Raw genomic sequence first — 21,808 nt, 5'->3', positions numbered from 1 at the left:
GATTAATTTACAAAAATGAAAGGTGTATAGTTTAGAATTAGTATTTCTATGCATAAAAATTGCTCTTTTAAAAGATAATATATTAGAAAACTAATAATTGGAGGTAAATTAAAATGAAATCAGTACATTATAATGTTTCAGGATTAGTAAATTCAGAAAGTAGAACTAAGTTAAATAATTCTTTAGATAAAATTAATGGTGTACAACAGGTCTGTGTTGATATAGCAAGAGGTACAGTGGAAGTAAATTATAACAGTCCAGCAACTCCAGAAGAAATTAAGGACTGTATTTCTCATACAGGGTATATAGTAAAGTAAAAAAAGATAGAGCAAGAGTAATGGAGTTAAAATATTAATTTCTATATATAGATAAGGAGTATTAAAATGGACTACAATTTTCCAATTGGGTTTAAGCCTCAACATCAAAGTATACAGCCAGGCATTGAAAGTGAAATGGAACCAAAACCTATCTATGAAATAAATGATTATCATAAAACTTCAGACAGATTAAAGGGCAAAGTAGCTTTAATTACAGGGGGAGATAGTGGTATAGGAAGGGCTATTTCTATACTATATGCAAAAGAAGGAGCAAAGGTATGTATAATTTATTTAAATGAACATGAAGATGCTAAGGAAACAAAAAGTCTTATTGAAGAAAGAGGAGGAGAGTGTTTGCTCATCTCTGGAGATATTGGTAATGAAGACTTCTGCAAGGAAGCTATAAAAAAAGTAGTACAAAAGTATGGAGTTATAAATATTTTTGTATCAAATTCTGCAGAACAACATGAGTGTCAACAAATTAATGAGATAACTAGTAAGCAATTACATAAAACCTTTGATACAAACTTCTTTGGAGCTTTCTATTTAACAAAAGAAGTACTCTTTCATATGAAGAAGGGGGATTCAATAATATATACAACTTCTGTAACAGCATATGAAGGAAATGAAACTTTAATAGATTATTCTTGTACTAAAGGAGCTTTAACAGCCCTAACTAGAAGTTTATCAAAGTCATTGGCTACAAGAGGAATAAGGGTAAATGCAGTGGCACCAGGTCCAGTATGGACACCACTTATACCATCATCCTTTCATAGTGATAAGGTATCTACTTTCGGCAGTAATACCTTGTTTAAAAGAGCAGGTCAGCCTGTTGAAATTGCAGAGAGCTATGTATTCTTAGCTGGAGATGGGGCTTCATTTATAACTGGAGAAACTATTCATATAAATGGTGGTCAATTTATAACTAGTTAATAATTTATATAATTAAATTAAGTTACTTAGTTAGACCATGAGTAGATAATGTAATTATTGTCTACTCATTTTATTTTCATGAAATAAATTATAAAAAACATAAAATTAACCCTGTTTAATTTTACATATATGGTATAATAATGAGTTGAGGCAAACTATTGGAGTATATCAAAGTGAAGCCATAATAATGTGAATAATTTTTGGGGGGTAAAATATGAGAAGTATAGCATTTATAGGAGGACTATTGATAGATGGATCAGGAACTGAACCTGTAGAAAATTCCTTAGTTCTTGTTGAAAATAAGAAAATTACTTATGCTGGAGTGATGAAAGAAATAGAAGAGAATTATGAAATAATAGATATATCAGGAAAAACTATTATGCCAGGGCTTATAGATTCTCATCTACATTTTAGTGGAAATAGAACAGATAGTGATACAGAGTGGGTATTAGAGCCTGTGATACAAAAGACAATAGTAGCTGTTGCTCAAGCTAGAGAAGCTTTGGAGCATGGACTAACATCCGTAGGTGAAATTTCTCGTTCTGGAATTCATCTTAGAAATATGATTGAAGAAGGAATAATACCAGGACCACGTATAGTTGCAACAGGTTTAGGATTTTGTAGAACTTCAGGACATGGAGATTCACATAATTTACCATTGAACTATAATGAAGATTCACATCCATGGGCAGAAAGAGTTGATGGACCTTGGGAATTGCGTAAGTCTATCAGAAAACGAATACGTGAAAATCCTGATGCTATAAAAATATGGTCTACTGGAGGAGGTATATGGAGACATGATGCCAAAGCAGCATCTCACTATTGTATGGAGGAAATACAAGCTGTGGTAGATGAATGCAATATGGTTGGATTACCGGTTTGGTCTCATGCTGAAGGTTATGAAGGAGCTTTAAATTCATGTAAGGCAGGAGTTTCTGCTATAATCCATGGTCAGGAATTAAATGAAGAATGTTTAGAAATAATGAAGGAAAAGAATATAAGCTTTTGTCCAACCCTTCAATTCTTCTATCAATGGTTTACAGTGTACGAGCCTCCCTATAGAAAAATTTTAGATGATTATGAGGGAGAGACAGTAGCTGAAAAGGAGCTAAATCGTATAATAAGTAATCTAAGAAATGCAAATAAAAAGGGAATAAGAATAACAGTAGGTTCAGATTCCTTCTGTAGTAGCTTAACTCCCTATGGAGAATATGCAATAACTGAAATGTATACTCTTTGTAAAGCTGGACTTACCAATATGGAGGTAATTTTAGCAGCTACAAAAAATGGAGCAGAAATGCTAAAAATTGATGATATAACAGGCACTTTGGAGTCAGGTAAGTTTGCTGATATTATTGTATTGAATGGAAATCCATTAAAGGATATTCATGATATAAGAAGTGGTAACATGCAGATAATTATGAAGGAAGGTACCTTTGTAAAGAAAAATATAAATTAATAGTTTAAAGAGTTGTCTTAAAATACACTAGATCTTAAATTGATGTTTAAGCATCATTTCCTTAATGAAATGTGAATAAATATCTTAAAGAGTGCAAAATTTTAAGGCGCTTTTCTTTTTTTGAAAAATATAATTACTTAGCTTTATTGAGCAACAAAGCACATTAACCCATTAAGAAATAGTGAAATATAGATATATATGAAGATTGTTATTAATTTATCATTAAAAAGTAATGGATTAAACAAAAATTAATGGAATATTGAGAGAATAAATCAATATATATATATCATATAAAAAATGGGGGGTGAGAATTTGATTAAATACATTCTAAAAAGACTAGGTATAAGTGTAGTAACTATATTTATAGTTATCACTGCGACATTTTTTTTAATGAGATTAATGCCTGGTGGACCTTTTGATGGTGAAAAGCCACTACCACCAGAAATAAAGGCTAGTTTAGAAGCAAAATATGGATTAGATAAATCTTTAGGTGAGCAATATTCTATGTATTTAAAGGACTTGCTTAAGGGGGATCTAGGTCCAAGTATGAGATACAAAGGAAGAGAAGTACAAGAAATAATAGGTTATTCTTTCCCGGCATCTGCTAAACTTGGTGGAGTAGCTGTGGCAATTTCCTTAATTTTTGGAATACTTTTAGGGATAATTGCTGCTCTTAAATATAATAAGTGGCCAGATTCAATATGTATGGTACTTGCTACACTGGGAGTTACATTGCCAAGCTTTGTTATAGCTACATTATTGATGTATGTATTTGGAGTTAAACTAAGCTTAGTTCCAATAACAGGGTTAGATAACTTAAAGAGTTATATTTTACCATCAGTAGCTCTAGCTGGATATTCCATAGCATTTATATCTAGACTTACAAGATCTAAACTTTTAGAAGTTTTGAAATCAGATTATATTAGAACTGCAAAGGCAAAAGGAGTTAATGGTAGAAGAATCATGTTTAAACATGCTCTTAGAAATACATTAATCCCTATAGTAACCTACGTAGGTCCATTGATTGCAGGAATATTAACTGGTAGCTTTGTAGTAGAAAAGATATTTGCTATACCCGGACTTGGAAGAGAGTTTGTAACTACAATAACAAATAGAGATTATACAACTATACTTGGAGTAACTATATTCTATAGTACACTTCTTATACTATGTAATTTAATTGTGGATATTATGTATGTAATTATAGATCCAAGAATTAAATTAGAAAATGTTGAAGCGTAGGAGGTGATGTTATGGAATTTAATGAAGAAATTAATGAAATTTTAGAAAAGGATTTTGTCTTTGTAGATGAAGGTAGTAAACAAAAGGATACAATAAATAGGCCAAGTGTATCTTATTGGAAAGATTCGTGGAGAAAACTTAAAAAAAATAAGTTAGCAATAGTAGGGCTTATCTTTGTTATTCTTATAACTCTAGGAGCTATATTTATTCCTTGGTTTTCTAAACATGATTATACGACAAATAACTTAATGCTTACTAACCAAGGACCGTCTGCAGAGCATTGGTTTGGAACAGATTCACTAGGAAGAGATTTGTTTGTAAGGGTTATGTATGGTGCTAGATATTCTTTAATAATTGGTTTTGTGGCATCTATACTTAATTTGGTTATAGGTATAGTATATGGTGGAATTGCTGGACTTATAGGTGGATGGGTAGATAATATTATGATGAGAATTGTAGATATAATATCTTCTATACCTATGACAATATATGTAATACTATTAATGGTCATTCTTGAAAAAGGTGGTTTATTCAATATTATTGTAGCATTGGCTATTTCTTATTGGATAGGTATGGCTAGAATTGTTAGGGCAGAAATACTTCAGCTTAAACAACAAGAATTTATTTTAGCTGCTAAAACTTTAGGAGCTCAAGGTAAGAGAATACTATTTAAACATCTAATTCCAAATTGTTTAGGTCCAATTATAGTAACTCTCACACTGCAAATACCAACTGCAATATTTTCAGAAGCTTTTTTAAGTTTTATTGGATTAGGATTAGTACCACCACTTGCATCATGGGGAACTTTAGCTAGTGATGCTTTATCTACTTTAAGATTATATCCGTATCAGCTTTTATTTCCGACGTTGGCTATATGTATAACAATTTTTTCATTTAATATGCTTGGTGATGGGCTTAGAGATGCTCTAGATCCAAAGATTAAAAAGTAGGGGGTGGAAGGATGAGTAATTTGTTAGAAGTAAATAATTTAAAAACATCTTTCTATACTCAATTTGGAGAAGTGCAAGCTGTAGGGGGAGTTTCATTTAATCTAGAACATGGTGAAGTTATGGGTATAGTTGGAGAATCTGGTAGTGGAAAAAGTGTTACAATGATGTCTATTATGAGGCTTTTAGATGATAATGGTAAAGTAAAAGAGGGGAAAGTAAGATTTGAAGATAAGGATATAGTAGCTATCAGTGAGGAAGATATGTCTACCATAAGAGGAAATGACATATCCATGATTTTCCAAGATCCTATGACTTCTTTGAATCCGCTTATGACTATAGGAAATCAAATTATGGAGCCGCTTAGAATCCATAAGAAGATGACTAAAGAAGAAGCGCATAAAAAAGCTGTAGAATTATTACACTTAGTTGGTATACCTAGTCCTGAAAGCAGAATGAAGCAATATCCACATGAGTTTTCTGGGGGTATGAGACAAAGGGTTATGATAGCTATGGCATTAACTTGTAATCCCAAGCTATTGATAGCTGATGAACCAACTACTGCACTAGATGTTACGATACAAGCACAAATTTTAGAGATAATGAAGGATATAAAGGAAAAACTAAATACATCTATAATTCTTATTACACATGATTTGGGAGTTGTTGCAGATATTTGTGATAATGTGAATGTAATGTATGGAGGTCTTATTATAGAGCAAGGAACTGTAAAGGATATATTCTATAATTCTAAACATCCATATACTTGGGGTCTTATGGAAAGTGTTCCTAATCCTAATACCTTGGTAAGAGAAAGATTAAGACCTATAGATGGTCAACCACCAGATTTATTTAAACCTCCAAAGGGATGTCCATTTTATGTTAGATGTAAATATTCTATGGAAGTATGTAAAGAACATAGACCTGAATATTATGAAATAACTCCAGGACATAAATCTGCTTGTTGGTTAAATGATAATAGGGCACCAAAGGTTGAAACTCCATTGAAGAGGAGGAAGGAAGATGAGTAGCATGGAGAAACTAATAGAAATAAAAGATCTATGTAAATATTTCAATACTAAGAAATCAATTTTTAGTAAGAATAAAGGAATACTAAAGGCTGTTGATGGGGTATCTCTTCAAATAAAAAAAGGAGAGACTTTAGGCCTAGTAGGAGAATCGGGATGTGGTAAAACAACTTTAGGTAGGACTCTATTAAAATTATATAATCCTACTGCTGGAGAGATATTTTATGATAATGAAGAGATTGGTAAGCTAACTAATAAGCAGATGCTATCTTATAGAAAAAAGATGCAGATGATATTTCAAGATCCTTATGCATCACTTAATCCACGTCTAACCGTTGGAGATATTATTGGTGAACCATTAGATATTTATAAAATATGTAAAGGTAAAGAAAGAGAAGAAAAAGTGAAGTATTTTTTAGATAAAGTAGGGCTTGATCAAAATCATTTAAATCGTTATCCACATGAGTTTTCAGGAGGTCAAAGACAAAGAATCGGAATAGCTAGAGCTCTTGCAGTTAATCCAGAGTTTATTGTTTGTGACGAACCTATTTCTGCCCTTGATGTATCAATACAAGCTCAGATAATTAATATGATTGAGGATTTGCAAAATGATTTTGGCTTAACTTACTTGTTTATAGCTCATGATTTATCCATGGTTAAGCATATATCCAATAGAGTTGGAATAATGTACTTAGGAAAATTAGTTGAAATAGCAGAGAGTAATGAGGTATATAGTAAACCAATCCATCCCTATACTAATGCATTATTATCTGCAATTCCAATTCCTGATCCGGATGAGGCTAAAAGAAGACAAAGAATAATTTTAGAGGGAGATATTCCATCTCCAATTGATCCCCCACCAGGATGTAGATTTAAATCTAGATGTAAATATGCAAAACAAATCTGTGGTGAAGAGGAGCCAATTTTAAAGGAAGTATCTCCTGGTCATTGCGTAGCTTGTCATTTATTTTAAAATAAATTAATTAATTTAATAAGGAGGTCAATGAATGAAGAAAACTAGAATAATGGCACTGATAATGACTGCAATAATGACAGGTACATTACTTTTAGGATGTACTAAGACTAAAGGAAATGAAGGAGAAAAACCTGGTGATAGCAATACGCCTGTGGTAGAAGAAACAGTAGAACAAAAAATAGTATATAATTTAGGTGCAGATCCTAAAACTATTGATCCACAACTAAATTCAGCAGTAGATGGTTCAACAATAATTCACAATGCTTTTGAAGGGTTAATGAGAGAGGATGAAAATTCTAAAATAGTACCAGGTACTGCTGAAAAGTATGAAGTATCTGACGATGGAACTGTATATACTTTCCATTTAAGGAAGGATGCTAAATGGTCAGATGGAAAACCGGTAGTAGCTGGGGATTTTGAATATGCATGGAAGAGAGCATTAAATCCTAAAGTGGCAGCAGAATATGCATATCAACTTTTCTATATAAAAAATGGAGCTGCATACTATAATCAGGAAAAAGTAGGAGGTAAGGTTGCTACAGCAGAGGATGTAGGTGTAAAGGTTATAGATGATAACACCTTAGAAGTAACTCTTGAATCTCCAGTTCCATATTTCTTATCATTGGCAGCTTTTCCAACTTATTTCCCAGTTAGAAAAGATATTATAGAAGGAAATGAAGAAAAGTGGACATTAAAGCCAGACACATATATATCTAATGGACCATTTAAGATGTCTGAATGGAAAGAAAAAGAAAGTATTACATTTGTAAAAAATGAAAATTATTGGGATGCTAAAAATGTAAAACTTGAAACATTAGAAGTAAAATTAATAGATGATCAAATAACTTATTTAAATGCCTTTAAGAGTGGAGAAATAGATGTAATAGAATCACCACCTCAGGCTGAAATTCCTACATTACTAGATGAAGGAACAGCAAAAATATATCCTTATTTAGGAACGTACTTCTATGTAATAAATGTATCAGACAAAGCTAAGGATGTAGACCCTAAAGCAGCTGAAGCATTAAGTAATCCTAAGTTCAGAAAAGCTTTATCACTAGCTATAGATAGGCAACTAATAGTTGATAAGGTAGCTCAAGGTGGTCAAGCACCAGCAACTAGCTATGTTCCAGCAGGTATTCTTGATTCAATAGGAAAAGAGTTTCAAAAGGATTATTCATCAAAGGGTGCAAATATTGAAGAAGCTAAGAAATTGCTAGAAGAAGCTGGATATCCAAATGGAGAAGGAGCACCAACAATAACATTTACTTTTAATACAGATCAAGGTCATCAAAATATAGCTCAAGCAGTACAAGATATGTGGAAAACAAATCTTGGAATTAATGTAGAGTTGAAAAATGAAGAGTGGGCAGTATTCCAAGATACAAGGAATAATTTCCAATATTCTATGGCTAGACATGGATGGATAGCAGATTATAATGATCCGATGACATTCTTAGATATGTGGACAACTGGTAATGGACAAAATAATGCAGGATATTCAAATAAAGAATATGATAAGTTAATAGCTCAAGCTAAAGTAGAGTTAGATGATGCTAAGAGAACAGAATTATTACACAAAGCAGAAGATATTTTAATGGATGAATCACCAATTATACCACTATACTATTATACAAATGTATTATGTATAGACAAAAATGTTAAAGGAACTTATAAATCACCATTAGGACAAATGGAATTTAGAGATGCTTATGTAGAGTAATTAAATAAATAAAAAGAACTTTAAAATCAAAATGCTATCTCAAAAGAAATTTTGAGGTAGCATTTTAAAAGTGCTTTACAAAATAAATTAATTGTGATATTATTTAAAAAAATGAAATGTAGAAAGCGTTGAAGAGAAGAAGTAAAATTAATGTATCTTTACAGAGAATTCCCCATAAGCTGAGAGGTGGAAGAGTAAGTTGATTTGAATAACATCTCTGAGCAGTGCTCCGAAAGATAACAACCAGTAGGCAGTACCGGATCTGCACCCGATATAGTGCTAGAGTATAATCAATTTGTATTAATTGACGTACTTGAAGAGATTGTTATTGTAAAGTAGCAATGAATTAAGGTGGTAACACGTGAGTAGTACTCTCGTCCTTTTATATTTATATATAGGGATGAGAGTTTTTTTATTATATATAAATAAAAAAGATAAAGTATGGGCCCATAAAACTTTATCAACTCTTTAACTTTAAACTTAAAATCTAAGGAGGAATTATTATGAAGATAGAAGGGATTGTTATTCCGAAAGGATATAAATCCAATGCCACATTAATAGAAACAGAAGTACACATAAAGAAGATAAAAGATTTTTTTGAAAGAACTTTATCAGAAAATCTTAGCTTGACTAGAGTTTCAGCTCCACTGTTTGTGGACTCTCAAAGTGGATTAAATGATAATTTAAACGGAGTTGAGAGACCGGTAGTATTTGACTTGCTGGCTACAGGAAAAAATGTTGAAATAGTACACTCCTTAGCAAAATGGAAAAGAATGAGTCTTCATAGATACAACTTCCAAGTTGGAGATGGATTATATACAGATATGAATGCTATAAGAAGAGATGAAGAACTAGACAATTTACATTCAGTTTATGTAGACCAATGGGATTGGGAAAAGGTAATAAAAAAAGAAGATAGAAATGAAGAATATTTAAAAGATATTGTAAGAAAAATCTATAAGGTATTTAAGAAAACTCAAGAATTTGTTGATAAAAATTTAATGAAGGTAGAAAATCCTTTACCAAATGAAATACATTTTATAACTACTCAGGAGCTAGAAGACATTTATCCAAACTTTACTTCTAAGGAAAGAGAAGATGAAATTTGTAGGGAGTTTGGCGCTGTATTTATAATGAAAATAGGTGGAGCGTTAAAATCGGGAGAAAAGCATGATGGTAGGAGTCCGGATTATGATGATTGGAATTTAAATGGAGATATATTATTTTGGTATCCTTTATTAGATAGGGCTGTAGAACTTTCATCAATGGGAATAAGAGTAGATGAAAAAGCCCTTGATTATCAATTAACAGTATCAGGTAATGATAACAGAAGACGTCTAGATTTTCATAAGAGATTATTAGCAGGAGAACTTCCATATACAATTGGAGGAGGAATAGGTCAATCAAGAATATGCATGTTTTTTTTAAACAAAGCTCATATTGGTGAAGTTCAAGCTACTACATGGGATGAAAAAAATATAAAAATTTGTAAGGAAAATAATATAAATTTACTTTAATTCATAAGTGGATTTGTATATTTAATTTTTATATGATGAAGAAATGAATCATAATAAATTTAATTATTAAAGTGTGTTTTAATTTAAAAAATAGTTAAAAGTGAGGCTATCTTAGAATGTTTTTTATTATTCTAAGATAGCCTCACATATTAATATGTAAATTAGTTAGATTTATACTAACAATAATTTTATATATTTAATTATTAAATTAAATATATAAAATGACAAAAAACACTAGCCATATATATGGAAGTGTGGTAATATAAATTCTATGTTAAAAGTACAGACTACCCCATATTATTTATGGGGTAATTCTTATTATACAAATGTAGAGATTAAAAGTCAATAGTAAATTAATAAAATATAAAAATAAATTGTATGGGAGAAGATAACATGAATAGTAAGTATATTTTTGTAACAGGTGGAGTAGTTTCATCCTTAGGAAAGGGTATTACAGCAGCATCTTTAGGTAGACTTTTAAAAAATAGGGGATTAAATGTTACAATACAGAAGTTTGATCCATACCTAAATGTAGATCCAGGAACAATGAGTCCATATCAACATGGAGAAGTATTTGTTACTGATGATGGTGCTGAAACTGATTTAGATTTAGGACATTACGAAAGATTTATTGACGAAAATTTGAGCAAAAGTAGCAATGTTACTACTGGTAAAATTTATTGGTCAGTCATATCTAAAGAAAGAAGAGGAGAGTATTTAGGTGGAACTGTTCAAGTAATACCTCATATAACTAATGAGATAAAAGAAAGAATATGTAGGGTAACAAAGGAAAAGGCAGTAGATGTGGTAATAACTGAAATTGGTGGTACTGTAGGAGATATTGAATCCTTACCATTTTTGGAAGCTATAAGACAAATTCAGTATGAAGTAGGTAAGGAAAATGTGTGTTTTATACATGTGACTTTAGTACCTTATCTAGGAAAAGCTGGTGAATTAAAAACAAAGCCAACTCAACATTCGGTTAAAGAATTAAGAAGTATAGGAATTCAACCAGACTTAATAGTTTGTAGAGCTGAAAAGGAAATATCAGATGAATTGAAGGCAAAAATAGGTTTGTTTTGTAATTTAGAAGGTAAAAATGTAATACAAAATCTAGATGCAGAGTACTTATATGAAGTACCTTTAATGTTACATAAGGAAGGTCTAGATAGGTTAGTATGTGAAAGATTAAATTTAGAATGTACGGATATTGATAATTCACAATGGATTAATATGGTTAATAAAATTAAAAATTTAAATGAGAAAATTAAGATTGCTTTAGTTGGTAAATATGTAGAACTACATGATGCGTATATCTCTGTAGTTGAGGCTTTAAGTCATGGTGGATATGCTAATGATTGCATAATAGAAATGAAATGGATAAATGCAGAAGAGGTAGCAAGATATAATTCGGATGAAATTTTTTCTGATGTGAATGGGATATTAGTACCAGGGGGATTTGGAGATAGAGGAATAGAAGGCAAGATTGAAGCTATAAGGTGGGCAAGGGAGAATAAAAAACCTTTATTTGGGATATGTTTAGGTATGCAATGTTCAGTTATAGAATTTGCTAGAAATGTACTTGGATATGAAGGAGCTAATAGCTCTGAGATTGACCCAAATACAAAATATCCAGTAATAGACTTAATGGCAGATCAACAAGAAATTGAAAACTTAGGTGGTACTATGAGACTTGGTTTATATCCATGTAAACTAGACAAAAATTCAATAGTGGCTAGTGAATATGATGAAATATTGGTAAATGAAAGACATAGACATAGGTATGAATTTAATAATAAGTTTAGAGAAGAATTAGTAGAGAAAGGTATGAATATTACTGGGACAAGCCACGATGATAGATTGGTAGAAATTGTTGAAATAAAAGATCATCCGTGGTATGTATCAGTGCAATTTCATCCAGAATTGAAATCAAGACCTAATAATCCTCATCCTTTATTCAAAGGATTTATAAGAGCTGCAATTAGAGATAAGGAAAGTAAATAATATAAATAATAAAAGAAGCATTTTTCTAGAATATTAACTGATATCTATAAATTTGATAGCAGTTCAATAGAAAGATGCCTTTTATTATTTATTTAAAGAGCTTTAATAAGTATAAAACCATACATATACAAGCATAATAGGATTATGATTTATTTGTTACTATTCAATTGAGAATAATTATCAAAAACTATTGACAATACCGCGAAGATCCGATATTATTTAATTGAGAATAATTTTCAATTAAGGAGGATGTGTTATGAAAATAGTTTATTGGTCAGGTACAGGTAATACAGAGAAAATGGCAGAATTAATTGCTAAAGGAATCAGAGAAGAAGGAAAAAATGCAGAAGTAATCAATGTTGCTAATGCTAACAGTAGCATCTTTGATGATGAAAATGTAATAGTATTAGGATGCCCATCTATGGGAGATGAAGTATTAGAAGAATCTGAGTTTGAACCTTTTATTGAAGAGATATCTTCAAAAATATCTAAAAAGAAAGTTGTTTTATTTGGATCCTATGGTTGGGGAGATGGAAAGTGGATGAGAGATTGGGAAGATAGAATGCTTTCTTATGGATGTGAAATAAAAGAGGACTGTTTAATAATTTGTGGCGAACCAGAAGATGAAGATGAATGTATAAATTTTGGTAAAAAAATAACACTTTTATAGGTAGGTAATGAAAATGACATGTTTAGAATTTTATAATAAGTTAGAATCTATGAATGGTGAAGAATATATTAAAAACTTTTTAATTTATAATACTTCATTGGTGATTGCAAAGGTTAAACCAGCTGCTACTATTACTTTTAAAAAATATAATAGAAATTTATATAGCAACTGGGGTTCAATGGGAAAAGCGTTTATTCAAAGTATAGGTCTTGACTTTATAGAACTAAGAGAATCTGATGATTCAATTGTAGTATTAATTTATAATCAGCGGTTACTTGAAAAATATATAGGGAAAGAAGAAAATAAAGAGTTTTTAATAGGTCTAGGCTATTCAGAAAATGGAACTATTATAGAATATTTAAATGTGTTAAAAAATAGATATAAAGAATTTAACTGTCCACATGAATTAGGTATTTTTTTAGGAATACCAATTAATGACGTGAAAGATTTTATTAACTGTAATGATAAGAAGTGTTTATTGTGTGGATATTGGAAAGTGTATAATGACTGTATTTCAGCTCAAAGAATTTTTCAATCTTATGATCAGGTTAAAGAATATACAGTAAATTCTATATTTAAAGGAATTGAAGGAAGTACTTTAGTGCAAAGTATAGAAAATAATTTTAGTTTTTATGGGTAAGGCAAAAGTAGAGATGAATAAAAAAACAGAGTGTGTAAACTCTGTTTTTTTATTTAAATGTTTAAGCAAGGCCTAGAATTCGAACTAGAGTTGTTATCGTAAAACAAATTACAATACCTGTTATGGTAGGAATTGCAAAGGAAATGGCGGTCCATTTAAAGCTTTGAGTTTCCTTTTTTATAGTTAAACAAGTTGTACTACATGGCCAGTGCATTAAAGAAAATAACATTACATTTAATGCTGTGAGCCATGTCCAACCATTTGAAGTTAGAAGTTGTCTTAGTTGAATTAAACTATCAAATTCCAATAAACTTCCAGTGGCTGTATAACTCATAATAATAATAGGAATTACAATTTCATTAGCAGGAAAACCAAGTATAAATGCCATTAATATATAACCATCTAAGCCTATTAAATTGGCGAAGGGATTTAAAAAATTAGCACAATGAGCTAGTAGACTAAAGTTTCCAATTGTAATATTAGCCATTATCCAAAGAACTAATCCAGCAGGTGCTGCTACAACAACTGCTCTACCTAAAACGAATAGAGTTCTATCCAATATAGAGCGGATTATTATTTTCCCCACTTGTGGTTTTCTATAAGGGGGAAGTTCTAGAGTAAAGGATGATGGTACTCCTTTAAGTATAGTTTTAGATAGAATTTTGGATATCATTAGGGTCATAAATACTCCTAATAGGATTACACATGTTAGAATTAATGAAGATATAATAGATTGTGATGGTCCAACAAAAGTGCCAGCAAAGAACATGGTGATTATAGCAATTAAAGTTGGAAAACGTCCATTACAAGGTACAAAATTATTTGTAATAATTGCAATTAGCCTTTCTCGAGGGGAGTCTATAATTCTGCATCCAATTATTCCTGCTGCATTACAGCCAAATCCCATGCACATAGTAAGAGCTTGTTTTCCGCATGCACAGCTTTTTTTAAAGAAGTTATCTAAATTAAACGCTATTCTAGGTAAATATCCTAAATCTTCAAGAAGTGTGAATAATGGGAAAAAAATAGCCATTGGAGGAAGCATTACAGCAATAACCCAGGCTAAGGTTCTGTAAATTCCTTTTATTAGAACACCTTCTAGCCACCAGGGTGCACCTAAACCTAGTAAAAATACACTAAGTCTATCTTCAATCCAGAAGAGTGCAGTAGATAAAAGGGATGAAGGGTAATTAGCACCTGTAATTGTTATCCAAAAAACAACACATAAAAGTAAAATCATTATAGGTATTCCATATATTTTAGATGTAAGAATTCTATCAATTTTTCTATCAGTAATATTATATTTATAATTCTCTTTTGTAACCACTTTCATGCTGATTTTTTCGGCTTTACTTACTAAAGTAGTTACTAATATATCCCTAAAATGTTCTCCCGTTATGTTATAAGTAGTTAAAAGATTAGTTGCTTCTATTATCTTTTTTTTAATTATTTCATTATTTAGCATGTTAATATTTAAATATTTATTCAAGGATTGAATTAGACTAGGGTCATTTTCTAATAATTTTAAAGAAATCCATCTAGGGTTAATTTTAGAAGCTATATTTTTTAGAGCTATTTTTACTTCTGGTTCTATTAGTGAGATAGAATCTTCTAAAACTTTATCATACTTAATTTTAATAGGATTTATAGGCACTTCATTATTTGTGAGATTATATACTATATCCATTAATTCTTTAAGACCATATCCTGTGGTAGCGCTAGTACCTACAGTAGGAACACCGAGAAGTAAGGAAAGTTTTGTTAAGTCTACATTAATTCCTTTTCTTTTAGCTTCATCTAGTAGGTTTACACATATTACTACATTGTTAGTTATTTCTATAGTTTGAAGTGCTAAGTTTAAGTTTCTTTCTAGACAAGTAGCATCAAGGATAACTATAGTGGCATCAGGATTACCGAAACAGATAAAGTCTCTAGCAACCTCTTCTTCTACAGAGTTAGCCATAAGAGAGTAGGTTCCAGGTATATCAACTAGTATAAAGGATTTATCCTTGTGAGTATATCTTCCTTGTGCATTGGATACTGTCTTTCCAGGCCAATTTCCAGTGTGTTGGTTAAGTCCAGTTAAGCTATTAAAAATTGTGCTCTTGCCTACATTGGGATTACCAGCTAGAGCAATTATTTTATCTGAGGGGGAAGCACGATCTATATTAAGTTCTTTTTCTAAAGCGCTAACTCCGGTAGATTGATTAGTTAATCCCATTAAAAAACCTCCTATAATAAATTATTGTATTATTTAATCTTATATAATTATGAAAAGTTTAGGGTAAGCATAGATTGTGTTACATAATGTCTAGTAATAGGCTTCAGATGAAGTTACTATTCTATCTGAAGCCTATAATGTTTTGCAAATAAGAATAAAACTAATATATTTTTATTCTTATAATGAAATGCTTTAGTAGGCTTACCACATTAAAGTGCTTCAACTAATATGTTAGAAGCATCTTCTTTACGAATTGCAATTACTGCTCCACGAATTAAATAAGCTACAGGATCACCAGAAGGACTTTGATTAAGAACTTCTATTTCTGTATTGGATATAAGTCCAAGATCAAGCATTCTGCGTCTTATAGATCCACTAGAGGTAAGAGTTTTTACTTTGCATTTTTTGCCCATAGATAAATCTGTTAAGGGTAATATTCTAGATGACTCTATATAAACATTTGAATTTTTATTCATACTGTTAATCTCCTTTTAAACTTTTTGTATTTATAATTAATTAAGTAAGTTATAGTACTTCTAATTATTTTTAATTAATCATATATTTAACTAGTTAGAGTAGGGAAAAAATCTTTCCCTACTCTAACATATGATTATTTATATATTCATGATACTATTTTAAAAATACTATTTTAAAAATAAAGTAGAAATATTTAATAGTTTTTAATTATTTATATTTTAGTGTTTATAATCTAAATAAATATGTAATAGAAATGGAAGGTTGAAAATTTGTTAAGGAACAAAATATAATTTATAGAATATGGAGGATAAAGTAAGTGGATAAAAAATTTTATACAGTTAGAGCATATGAACAGAAGCTATTTGATGATAGATTAATCACTGCATCCATGGAAGATTATGTAGAGATGCTTTATAGATGCACTATGGAAGGGGAGGATTATATAAGACTTAATAAGCTGTCTGCAATGCTAAATGTTAGGGATTCTTCAGCCTCCAAGATGATGCAGAAGCTCGGTAAGCTAGGTTTGATTGATTATGAAAAGTATGGAATTATAAGACTTACTGCTCTTGGTATAAAGGTAGGTAAATATCTTTTATGCAGACATAATACAATAGAAAAGTTTTTGAAATTTTTAGGCTCTGATAGTGATATACTCATAGAAACAGAGTTAATTGAGCATGTGGTAGGTAGTGATACTGTAGAGAATTTAAATATATTTAATTGCTTTATAGAAGATAATAAAAATATTTTAGATGAGTATAGAACATTTAGAGAAAAGTACTATAAGAATGAAGATATTGAGGAAATATAAAAAAGCTACCTAAACGCTATAGCTTTAAGGTAGCTTTGTAAAGTTTATCTAATTTTATATTTTAAGATTTAGGAAGTTTAATTATTACCTTAAATAAGTCTCCGTCACATTTCACTTTAAGAGTACCTTTATGGAGTTCTACTATAGTTTTAGAAATAGCAAGGCCTAAACCAGAACCATCTATTGTAGAATTTCTAGATTTATCGCCTCTAACAAATCGTTCAAGAATATCATCTTCATTAAAATCTAAATCATATTTTGATATATTTTTTACTATTATCTCACATTCTTTTTCACATTCAATAACTTCAAGATAAATTCTAGAGTTTTCAAGTGAATATTTTATAGCATTGCATATTAAGTTATCCATAACTCTTGAAATTCTAGCACCATCTAGGTGTAGGTGACAATCTTTATTTCCAATTACTTTAAAGGTAAGACTCTTATTTTCACCTAAAAAGCTTAGTTCTCCTAGACTCTGATGAATTAGTTCTACAATATCTACATCACTTTTATTTAAAATAATTTGTCCAGAGTTCATTTTTGACATTTCAAATAAGTCTTCAACAAGCTTTTTAAGTTTAGTTGATTTATTATCTAGAATGGTAACATAATCCTTTATTTCGCTTTTATCAAGGGATTCATCTTTAAGTATATCTACATAATTTACTATGGAAGTTAATGGGGTTTTTAAATCGTGGGATACATTAGTTATAAGTTCAGTTTTTAACTTCTCACTTCGAATTCCTTCTTCAACTTTCTTGTTATAGCTTACCTTTAAATTGTTTATTTCCATTGCTAAGTTGGATAAATTACCAAGATTTTTAGCATTTATATCTACATCCATATCTCCATCTTCAATTTTTTTAAGATATTTGATTAAATTATTCTTATTATTTATGCTCTCTAAATATCTAACACATGTACTTGCTATAATTATAAAAAAAGTTGATTTTATAAGGAAACTATTAAGATTCCTGTTGAAGTAAAAAAAGTAATCATTAGAATTAAACACATAGGATAGTGGAAAATACATTACCCAAAATATAAAAAGTCCTAATAGTGTAGTATCGAAAAATAAGTTTTTAAATACATCCTTAATACTTACAAAAAAAATATTAATAGATTTTATTAGCCTAAAAATAAGTAAATTGTTAAAAATACGTATATATTTTTTTATTCCAAAAATTTTAATACAGAAAAATTGTTTAGTTAACAAAATCATAAATATAATTAATAGAGGAATAGAAAAATAAAATCTAAGTCTTATGAAGTTTGCCATACTACTATATTTAGCACCACGAATAAAGTAAAGTTCCTCTAATTCAGCATTAGGAGAGGTATATGCACCATTGTAGTAACCTCTTGGAGCTGAATAATGGGATAAATTATTAGAACTATAAACTACCACATCATCTTCTTTAGATAATTTTATTAATGCATCTTTAGGTGGAAGTTCATTGAAGGGATAATCTGAAAACCAATTTCTATTAGAAAACCACCTATTATTAGTTTTATCAATCAGTAAAACTCCAATATCACCAATAAGAGAAGTTTCTAAGGAGTTTTGTATAACTTTTGCATCATTATCAGTTTTACAATAGAGAATTTTTGAAAATCCTTCTGTAACACTTAGTAAATTTTCTCTGAAATTGATGACATCATTTTGTAACATCTCATTCTTAAAAGTTTTTTCGTTAATAATAGCAGTTCCATAAAAACTATATCTATTGGTATAATTATCATAATCAGATAGAGTTATTTGAAGAAATTTTGGAAGAACAGTTATACCTATAATAAAAACTATCAGTATTTCAATTAAATTTATATTTTCGTTAGAGGCATTAATCCATTTTTTAATTAATTTTTTAATAGTAGAAGTCAAGGTTTAACCCTCCTTTAACTAGGATTTTCAATTTTATATCCAACTCCCCAGACAACTTTTATATATTCTGGATCTTTAGAATTAATTTCAATTTTTTCACGCATTCTTCTAATGTGAACAGTTACTGTATTCTCACTATGGTAAAATGGAGCTTTCCATACATTTTCATATATTTCTTTTATAGAAAAAACTTTACCGTTATTAGAAGCTAGTAATAGTAATATTCCATATTCTGTAGCTGTCAGTTTTACAGGCTCATCCCTTAGGGTTACAGATTTTAGGGTTGTATCAATAATTAAGTCTTTAATTATAATTTTATCTTTTAAATTTACATTTTCTATATCAAGAGGTTTTTCATATCTTCTTAGTTGAGATTTAACCCTAGCTATAAGTTCAAGATGATTAAAAGGTTTAGTTATATAATCATCAGCACCACTATTTAATCCAATAATCTTATCAAGATTTTCAGATTTAGCAGACAGAATTATTATAGGTATATTTCTATTTTCTCTAATTCTTAAACATGTCTTTATACCATCAAGTTTTGGCATCATTACATCTAATAATATTAAATGAATCTTTTCTTCTTCTAAAATTTGAAGAGCTTCAATTCCATCGTAAGCCTTTAACACGTTTAAGCCTTCACGCTTTAAATATATTTCTATAGCATTACATATTTCAACTTCATCATCTACTACTAAAATATTGAAATTTGACATACTATTGAGCACCACCTTTTATTTTTAAACATTTTTTATGATTTACAATTAATATTTTACAACATAAATACACAAAAAGTATTAAAACTTTATTACTAATTATAATAACTATAATTTTAACTAAAAAAAGAATAACTCATAGATAATTTTAACTTAATAAATTATCTATAAGTTACATTGAAGTTGATAATAAAAACATATATATGAGATTAAATTTATATAGTGATATTTAATAATTATATAGCCCAATTACCATTTACAAATATAGGGGATTTTGAACCATCAAAGCCAATTCCAGTAATATTTAAATCAGAGGTTCCTATCATGAAGTCAACATGAGTCAAAGAGTCATTGCCGCCTAGAGCTAACACTTCTTCAGTAGTTTTGTTTGATCCATCTTTCACACATAAGTTATATGCTTTACCTAAGGCTAAGTGACATGAAGCATTTTCGTCATATAGAGTGTTAAAGAAAACTATATTGGAATTTGAAATAGGAGAGTTAAATGGAACTAAAGCAACTTCTCCAAGGAAATGAGATCCTTCATCAGTTTCAATTAATGACTTTAAGGACTCATAGCCTTCTTTAGCTTCAAAATCAACAACTCTACCATCTTTAAAGGTAAGAGAGAAGTTATTAATTAGGTTGCCACCATAGTTTAGAGGTTTTGAGCTAAAGACCTTACCATTAACTCCTGTTTTCTTTGGCATTGAAAAGATTTCTTCTGTAGGCATATTTGCAATAAATTCTATTCCCTCTGGAGTGTATTCTGCACCACCTATCCATAGGTGATTATCCACAAGCTCTAAATTTAAGTCTGTACCTAGAGAGTTGGTGTAGTGAAGATATTTAAAATTTTTCTCATTAAGGTAGTTTATTTTTTTAATTAAATTTTTCTTGTGATCCTCCCAAGCTTTAACTGGATTTTCTTGATCCACACGTACTATATTAAATATGTTTCCCCATAGTTTATTTATTGCTTCATCCTCAGAAAGATTAGGGAATACTTTAGTTGCCCAACCTTTAGTTGGTAGAGCTATTATAGACCAAGAATTTTTATTACTCATAAGTCTTTCGCTAAATTCTCTTGTAGCTATGCTAGAGGATTTTTGTGAAGCTACAATTTTTTTAGGATCTACATCTTTTAGTAGTTCAGGATTTGATGCACTTATACTTAAAAAGCAAGCTCCATCTTTAGCATAGGTGAGCATGGATTCTTTCATCCAATCTGGATATGATTCAAAAACATCTATAGGGGAGTTGAGATATTTGAGTTTAGCACATTCTTCATCACTCCAATGAACAACAACTTCTTTTGCGCCAATTTTATAGGCCTCGTCAACAATCATTCTCGTGAAATTAACGCATTCTACAGGTGATTTTATAACAAGAATTTGATTAGGTTGTACGTTTACACCGATTGATACACTAAGTTTTGCATATTTTTTTAATAACTCATCATTTATTTTCATATACTCAGATCATCTCCTTAATAATTGCGTAATAATTTTAAATTATTCTAATAAAGTAAATTATTAATCATTTTTATTATATATGTAAAACTATTAAATTTCTATACAAAATTATTTTATAGTATAGGTTTTTATGTTAAAAAGATATTATAAATATAATTTTGAAATATTTACATTTATTTTTCATAATTATTATAAATCACTAAAAATCAGCATAAAAATAAGTATAACATATTTTAGGAGGATATATGGATAAATTAATTTATTTAAATCATCTTGCAAAAGTATTTTCTAATAATTTTCATTTAGAAATAAATAAGAGCCTAATGAATAAAAGGATAGATATTTATGGAATTTGGAATATGAAATTTGGAAGAAGCTTTATTTCTGAAAATAAAATAATTGATGAATATGAGTGTAATGAACATTGTTTGGTAGTCAGTGAAGATAGAGTTGATGAGAAATTTTTAGATGATTTTATAAATTATCTTAAGAAATGCACGGTAAGTATAGTTAATCCACACAAGAATCATAAAACTACCTACATAACTGGAATACTTGTGACTAAAAACATAAATGATGAAGATATTATGAGAAAAATTAAAAGATTTAATTATACTAAGAATTATAGAATGAGTTTTTATGGATGGAGTATTTTAAGGCTTATTGTAGTAGATTTGAATAACGGTGAAATATATCATAATAAAATATCTAAAGATATAATTGACAGTTTATCCTTCGATAAGGTTAATATAAATTAATCT

The 21,808-nt window shown here is 29.7% G+C and carries 19 protein-coding genes and 1 other annotated feature; of the genes, 14 read left to right on the top strand and 5 right to left on the bottom strand.

Annotation, left to right across the window (positions count from 1 at the left end):
• Window positions 1–113: 113 nt before the first annotated feature.
• The 12 genes from B3086_RS08265 to B3086_RS08210 all read left to right on the top strand — a co-directional run bounded on the left by B3086_RS08265 (window position 114) and on the right by B3086_RS08210 (window position 13,456).
• Window positions 114–317, top strand: coding sequence for a heavy metal-associated domain-containing protein (locus B3086_RS08265; RefSeq protein ID WP_346877457.1), 204 nt, complete (start codon window positions 114–116; stop codon window positions 315–317).
• Between the two features lie 66 nt (window positions 318–383).
• Window positions 384–1,250 carry an SDR family oxidoreductase gene (locus B3086_RS08260; protein ID WP_346848041.1) on the top strand — a complete coding sequence of 289 codons (867 nt, stop codon included), beginning with the start codon at window positions 384–386 and terminating at the stop codon, window positions 1,248–1,250.
• Window positions 1,251–1,464: 214 nt separating this feature from the next.
• On the top strand, window positions 1,465–2,709 hold the full coding sequence (locus B3086_RS08255) for a metal-dependent hydrolase family protein (protein WP_346878790.1): 1,245 nt from the start codon (window positions 1,465–1,467) through the stop codon (window positions 2,707–2,709).
• A 312-nt stretch (window positions 2,710–3,021) separates the two neighbouring features.
• Entirely contained in the window at window positions 3,022–3,951 is a 930-nt protein-coding gene (locus B3086_RS08250) for an ABC transporter permease (RefSeq protein ID WP_346848043.1), read from the top strand.
• 11 nt (window positions 3,952–3,962) lie between these two features.
• Complete coding sequence (locus B3086_RS08245) at window positions 3,963–4,901, top strand: ABC transporter permease (RefSeq protein WP_346848044.1); 939 nt, start codon at window positions 3,963–3,965, stop codon at window positions 4,899–4,901.
• 11 nt (window positions 4,902–4,912) lie between these two features.
• Window positions 4,913–5,929: an ABC transporter ATP-binding protein gene (locus B3086_RS08240; RefSeq protein ID WP_346891768.1), complete on the top strand. Its 1,017-nt coding sequence runs from the start codon at window positions 4,913–4,915 to the stop codon at window positions 5,927–5,929.
• Complete coding sequence (locus B3086_RS08235) at window positions 5,922–6,899, top strand: dipeptide ABC transporter ATP-binding protein (RefSeq protein ID WP_346891770.1); 978 nt, start codon at window positions 5,922–5,924, stop codon at window positions 6,897–6,899. Before B3086_RS08240 ends, B3086_RS08235 begins: the two co-directional genes overlap by 8 nt.
• Window positions 6,900–6,933: 34 nt before the next feature.
• A complete protein-coding gene (locus tag B3086_RS08230) occupies window positions 6,934–8,625 on the top strand; it encodes a peptide ABC transporter substrate-binding protein (RefSeq protein ID WP_346848047.1) in 1,692 nt (563 codons plus the stop codon).
• Between the two features lie 119 nt (window positions 8,626–8,744).
• Window positions 8,745–9,010 (top strand) — a binding site (T-box leader).
• A 124-nt stretch (window positions 9,011–9,134) separates the two neighbouring features.
• Window positions 9,135–10,142, top strand: coding sequence for an aspartate--ammonia ligase (gene asnA / locus B3086_RS08225; RefSeq protein ID WP_346848217.1), 1,008 nt, complete (start codon window positions 9,135–9,137; stop codon window positions 10,140–10,142).
• Window positions 10,143–10,535: 393 nt separating this feature from the next.
• Window positions 10,536–12,146: a CTP synthase gene (locus B3086_RS08220; protein WP_346893178.1), complete on the top strand. Its 1,611-nt coding sequence runs from the start codon at window positions 10,536–10,538 to the stop codon at window positions 12,144–12,146.
• A gap of 256 nt (window positions 12,147–12,402) precedes the next feature.
• Window positions 12,403–12,816 (top strand): flavodoxin, encoded by a 414-nt coding sequence (locus B3086_RS08215; protein ID WP_346848049.1) that lies wholly within the window; start codon window positions 12,403–12,405, stop codon window positions 12,814–12,816.
• Window positions 12,817–12,829: 13 nt separating this feature from the next.
• Entirely contained in the window at window positions 12,830–13,456 is a 627-nt protein-coding gene (locus tag B3086_RS08210) for a DUF3793 family protein (RefSeq protein WP_346848050.1), read from the top strand.
• Window positions 13,457–13,517: 61 nt separating this feature from the next.
• On the opposite strand, the gene feoB is transcribed toward B3086_RS08210, so the two are convergent.
• Window positions 13,518–15,677 (bottom strand): ferrous iron transport protein B, encoded by a 2,160-nt coding sequence (gene feoB, locus B3086_RS08205; RefSeq protein WP_346848051.1) that lies wholly within the window; start codon window positions 15,675–15,677, stop codon window positions 13,518–13,520.
• A 209-nt stretch (window positions 15,678–15,886) separates the two neighbouring features.
• Window positions 15,887–16,153: a FeoA family protein gene (locus B3086_RS08200; RefSeq protein ID WP_346848052.1), complete on the bottom strand. Its 267-nt coding sequence runs from the start codon at window positions 16,151–16,153 to the stop codon at window positions 15,887–15,889.
• A gap of 317 nt (window positions 16,154–16,470) precedes the next feature.
• Between B3086_RS08200 and B3086_RS08195 the strand changes: the two genes are divergently transcribed.
• Entirely contained in the window at window positions 16,471–16,968 is a 498-nt protein-coding gene (locus B3086_RS08195) for a metal-dependent transcriptional regulator (protein WP_346848053.1), read from the top strand.
• A 61-nt stretch (window positions 16,969–17,029) separates the two neighbouring features.
• Here the strand turns inward: B3086_RS08195 and B3086_RS08190 are convergent, their stop codons facing one another.
• The 3 genes from B3086_RS08190 to B3086_RS08180 form a co-directional block, all read right to left on the bottom strand.
• Window positions 17,030–18,853 carry a HAMP domain-containing sensor histidine kinase gene (locus B3086_RS08190; RefSeq protein WP_346848054.1) on the bottom strand — a complete coding sequence of 608 codons (1,824 nt, stop codon included), beginning with the start codon at window positions 18,851–18,853 and terminating at the stop codon, window positions 17,030–17,032.
• Between the two features lie 14 nt (window positions 18,854–18,867).
• Entirely contained in the window at window positions 18,868–19,572 is a 705-nt protein-coding gene (locus tag B3086_RS08185; protein WP_346848055.1) for a response regulator transcription factor, read from the bottom strand.
• 236 nt (window positions 19,573–19,808) lie between these two features.
• The gene (locus B3086_RS08180) at window positions 19,809–21,044 is read right to left on the bottom strand and encodes an aminopeptidase (protein ID WP_346848056.1); all 1,236 of its coding nucleotides are present in this window, start codon (window positions 21,042–21,044) and stop codon (window positions 19,809–19,811) included.
• Between the two features lie 248 nt (window positions 21,045–21,292).
• Here B3086_RS08180 and B3086_RS08175 point away from each other — a divergent pair, with 248 nt between their 5' ends.
• Entirely contained in the window at window positions 21,293–21,805 is a 513-nt protein-coding gene (locus B3086_RS08175) for a hypothetical protein (RefSeq protein ID WP_346878792.1), read from the top strand.
• Window positions 21,806–21,808 lie beyond the last annotated feature (3 nt).

Source organism: Clostridium sp. UBA871, assembly GCF_002295255.1.
GTDB classification, from domain to species: domain Bacteria; phylum Bacillota; class Clostridia; order Clostridiales; family Clostridiaceae; genus Clostridium_J; species Clostridium_J sulfidigenes.
Note: the sequence above shows the minus strand (reverse complement) of the source record. Positions and strands in the feature narration are given on the sequence as shown.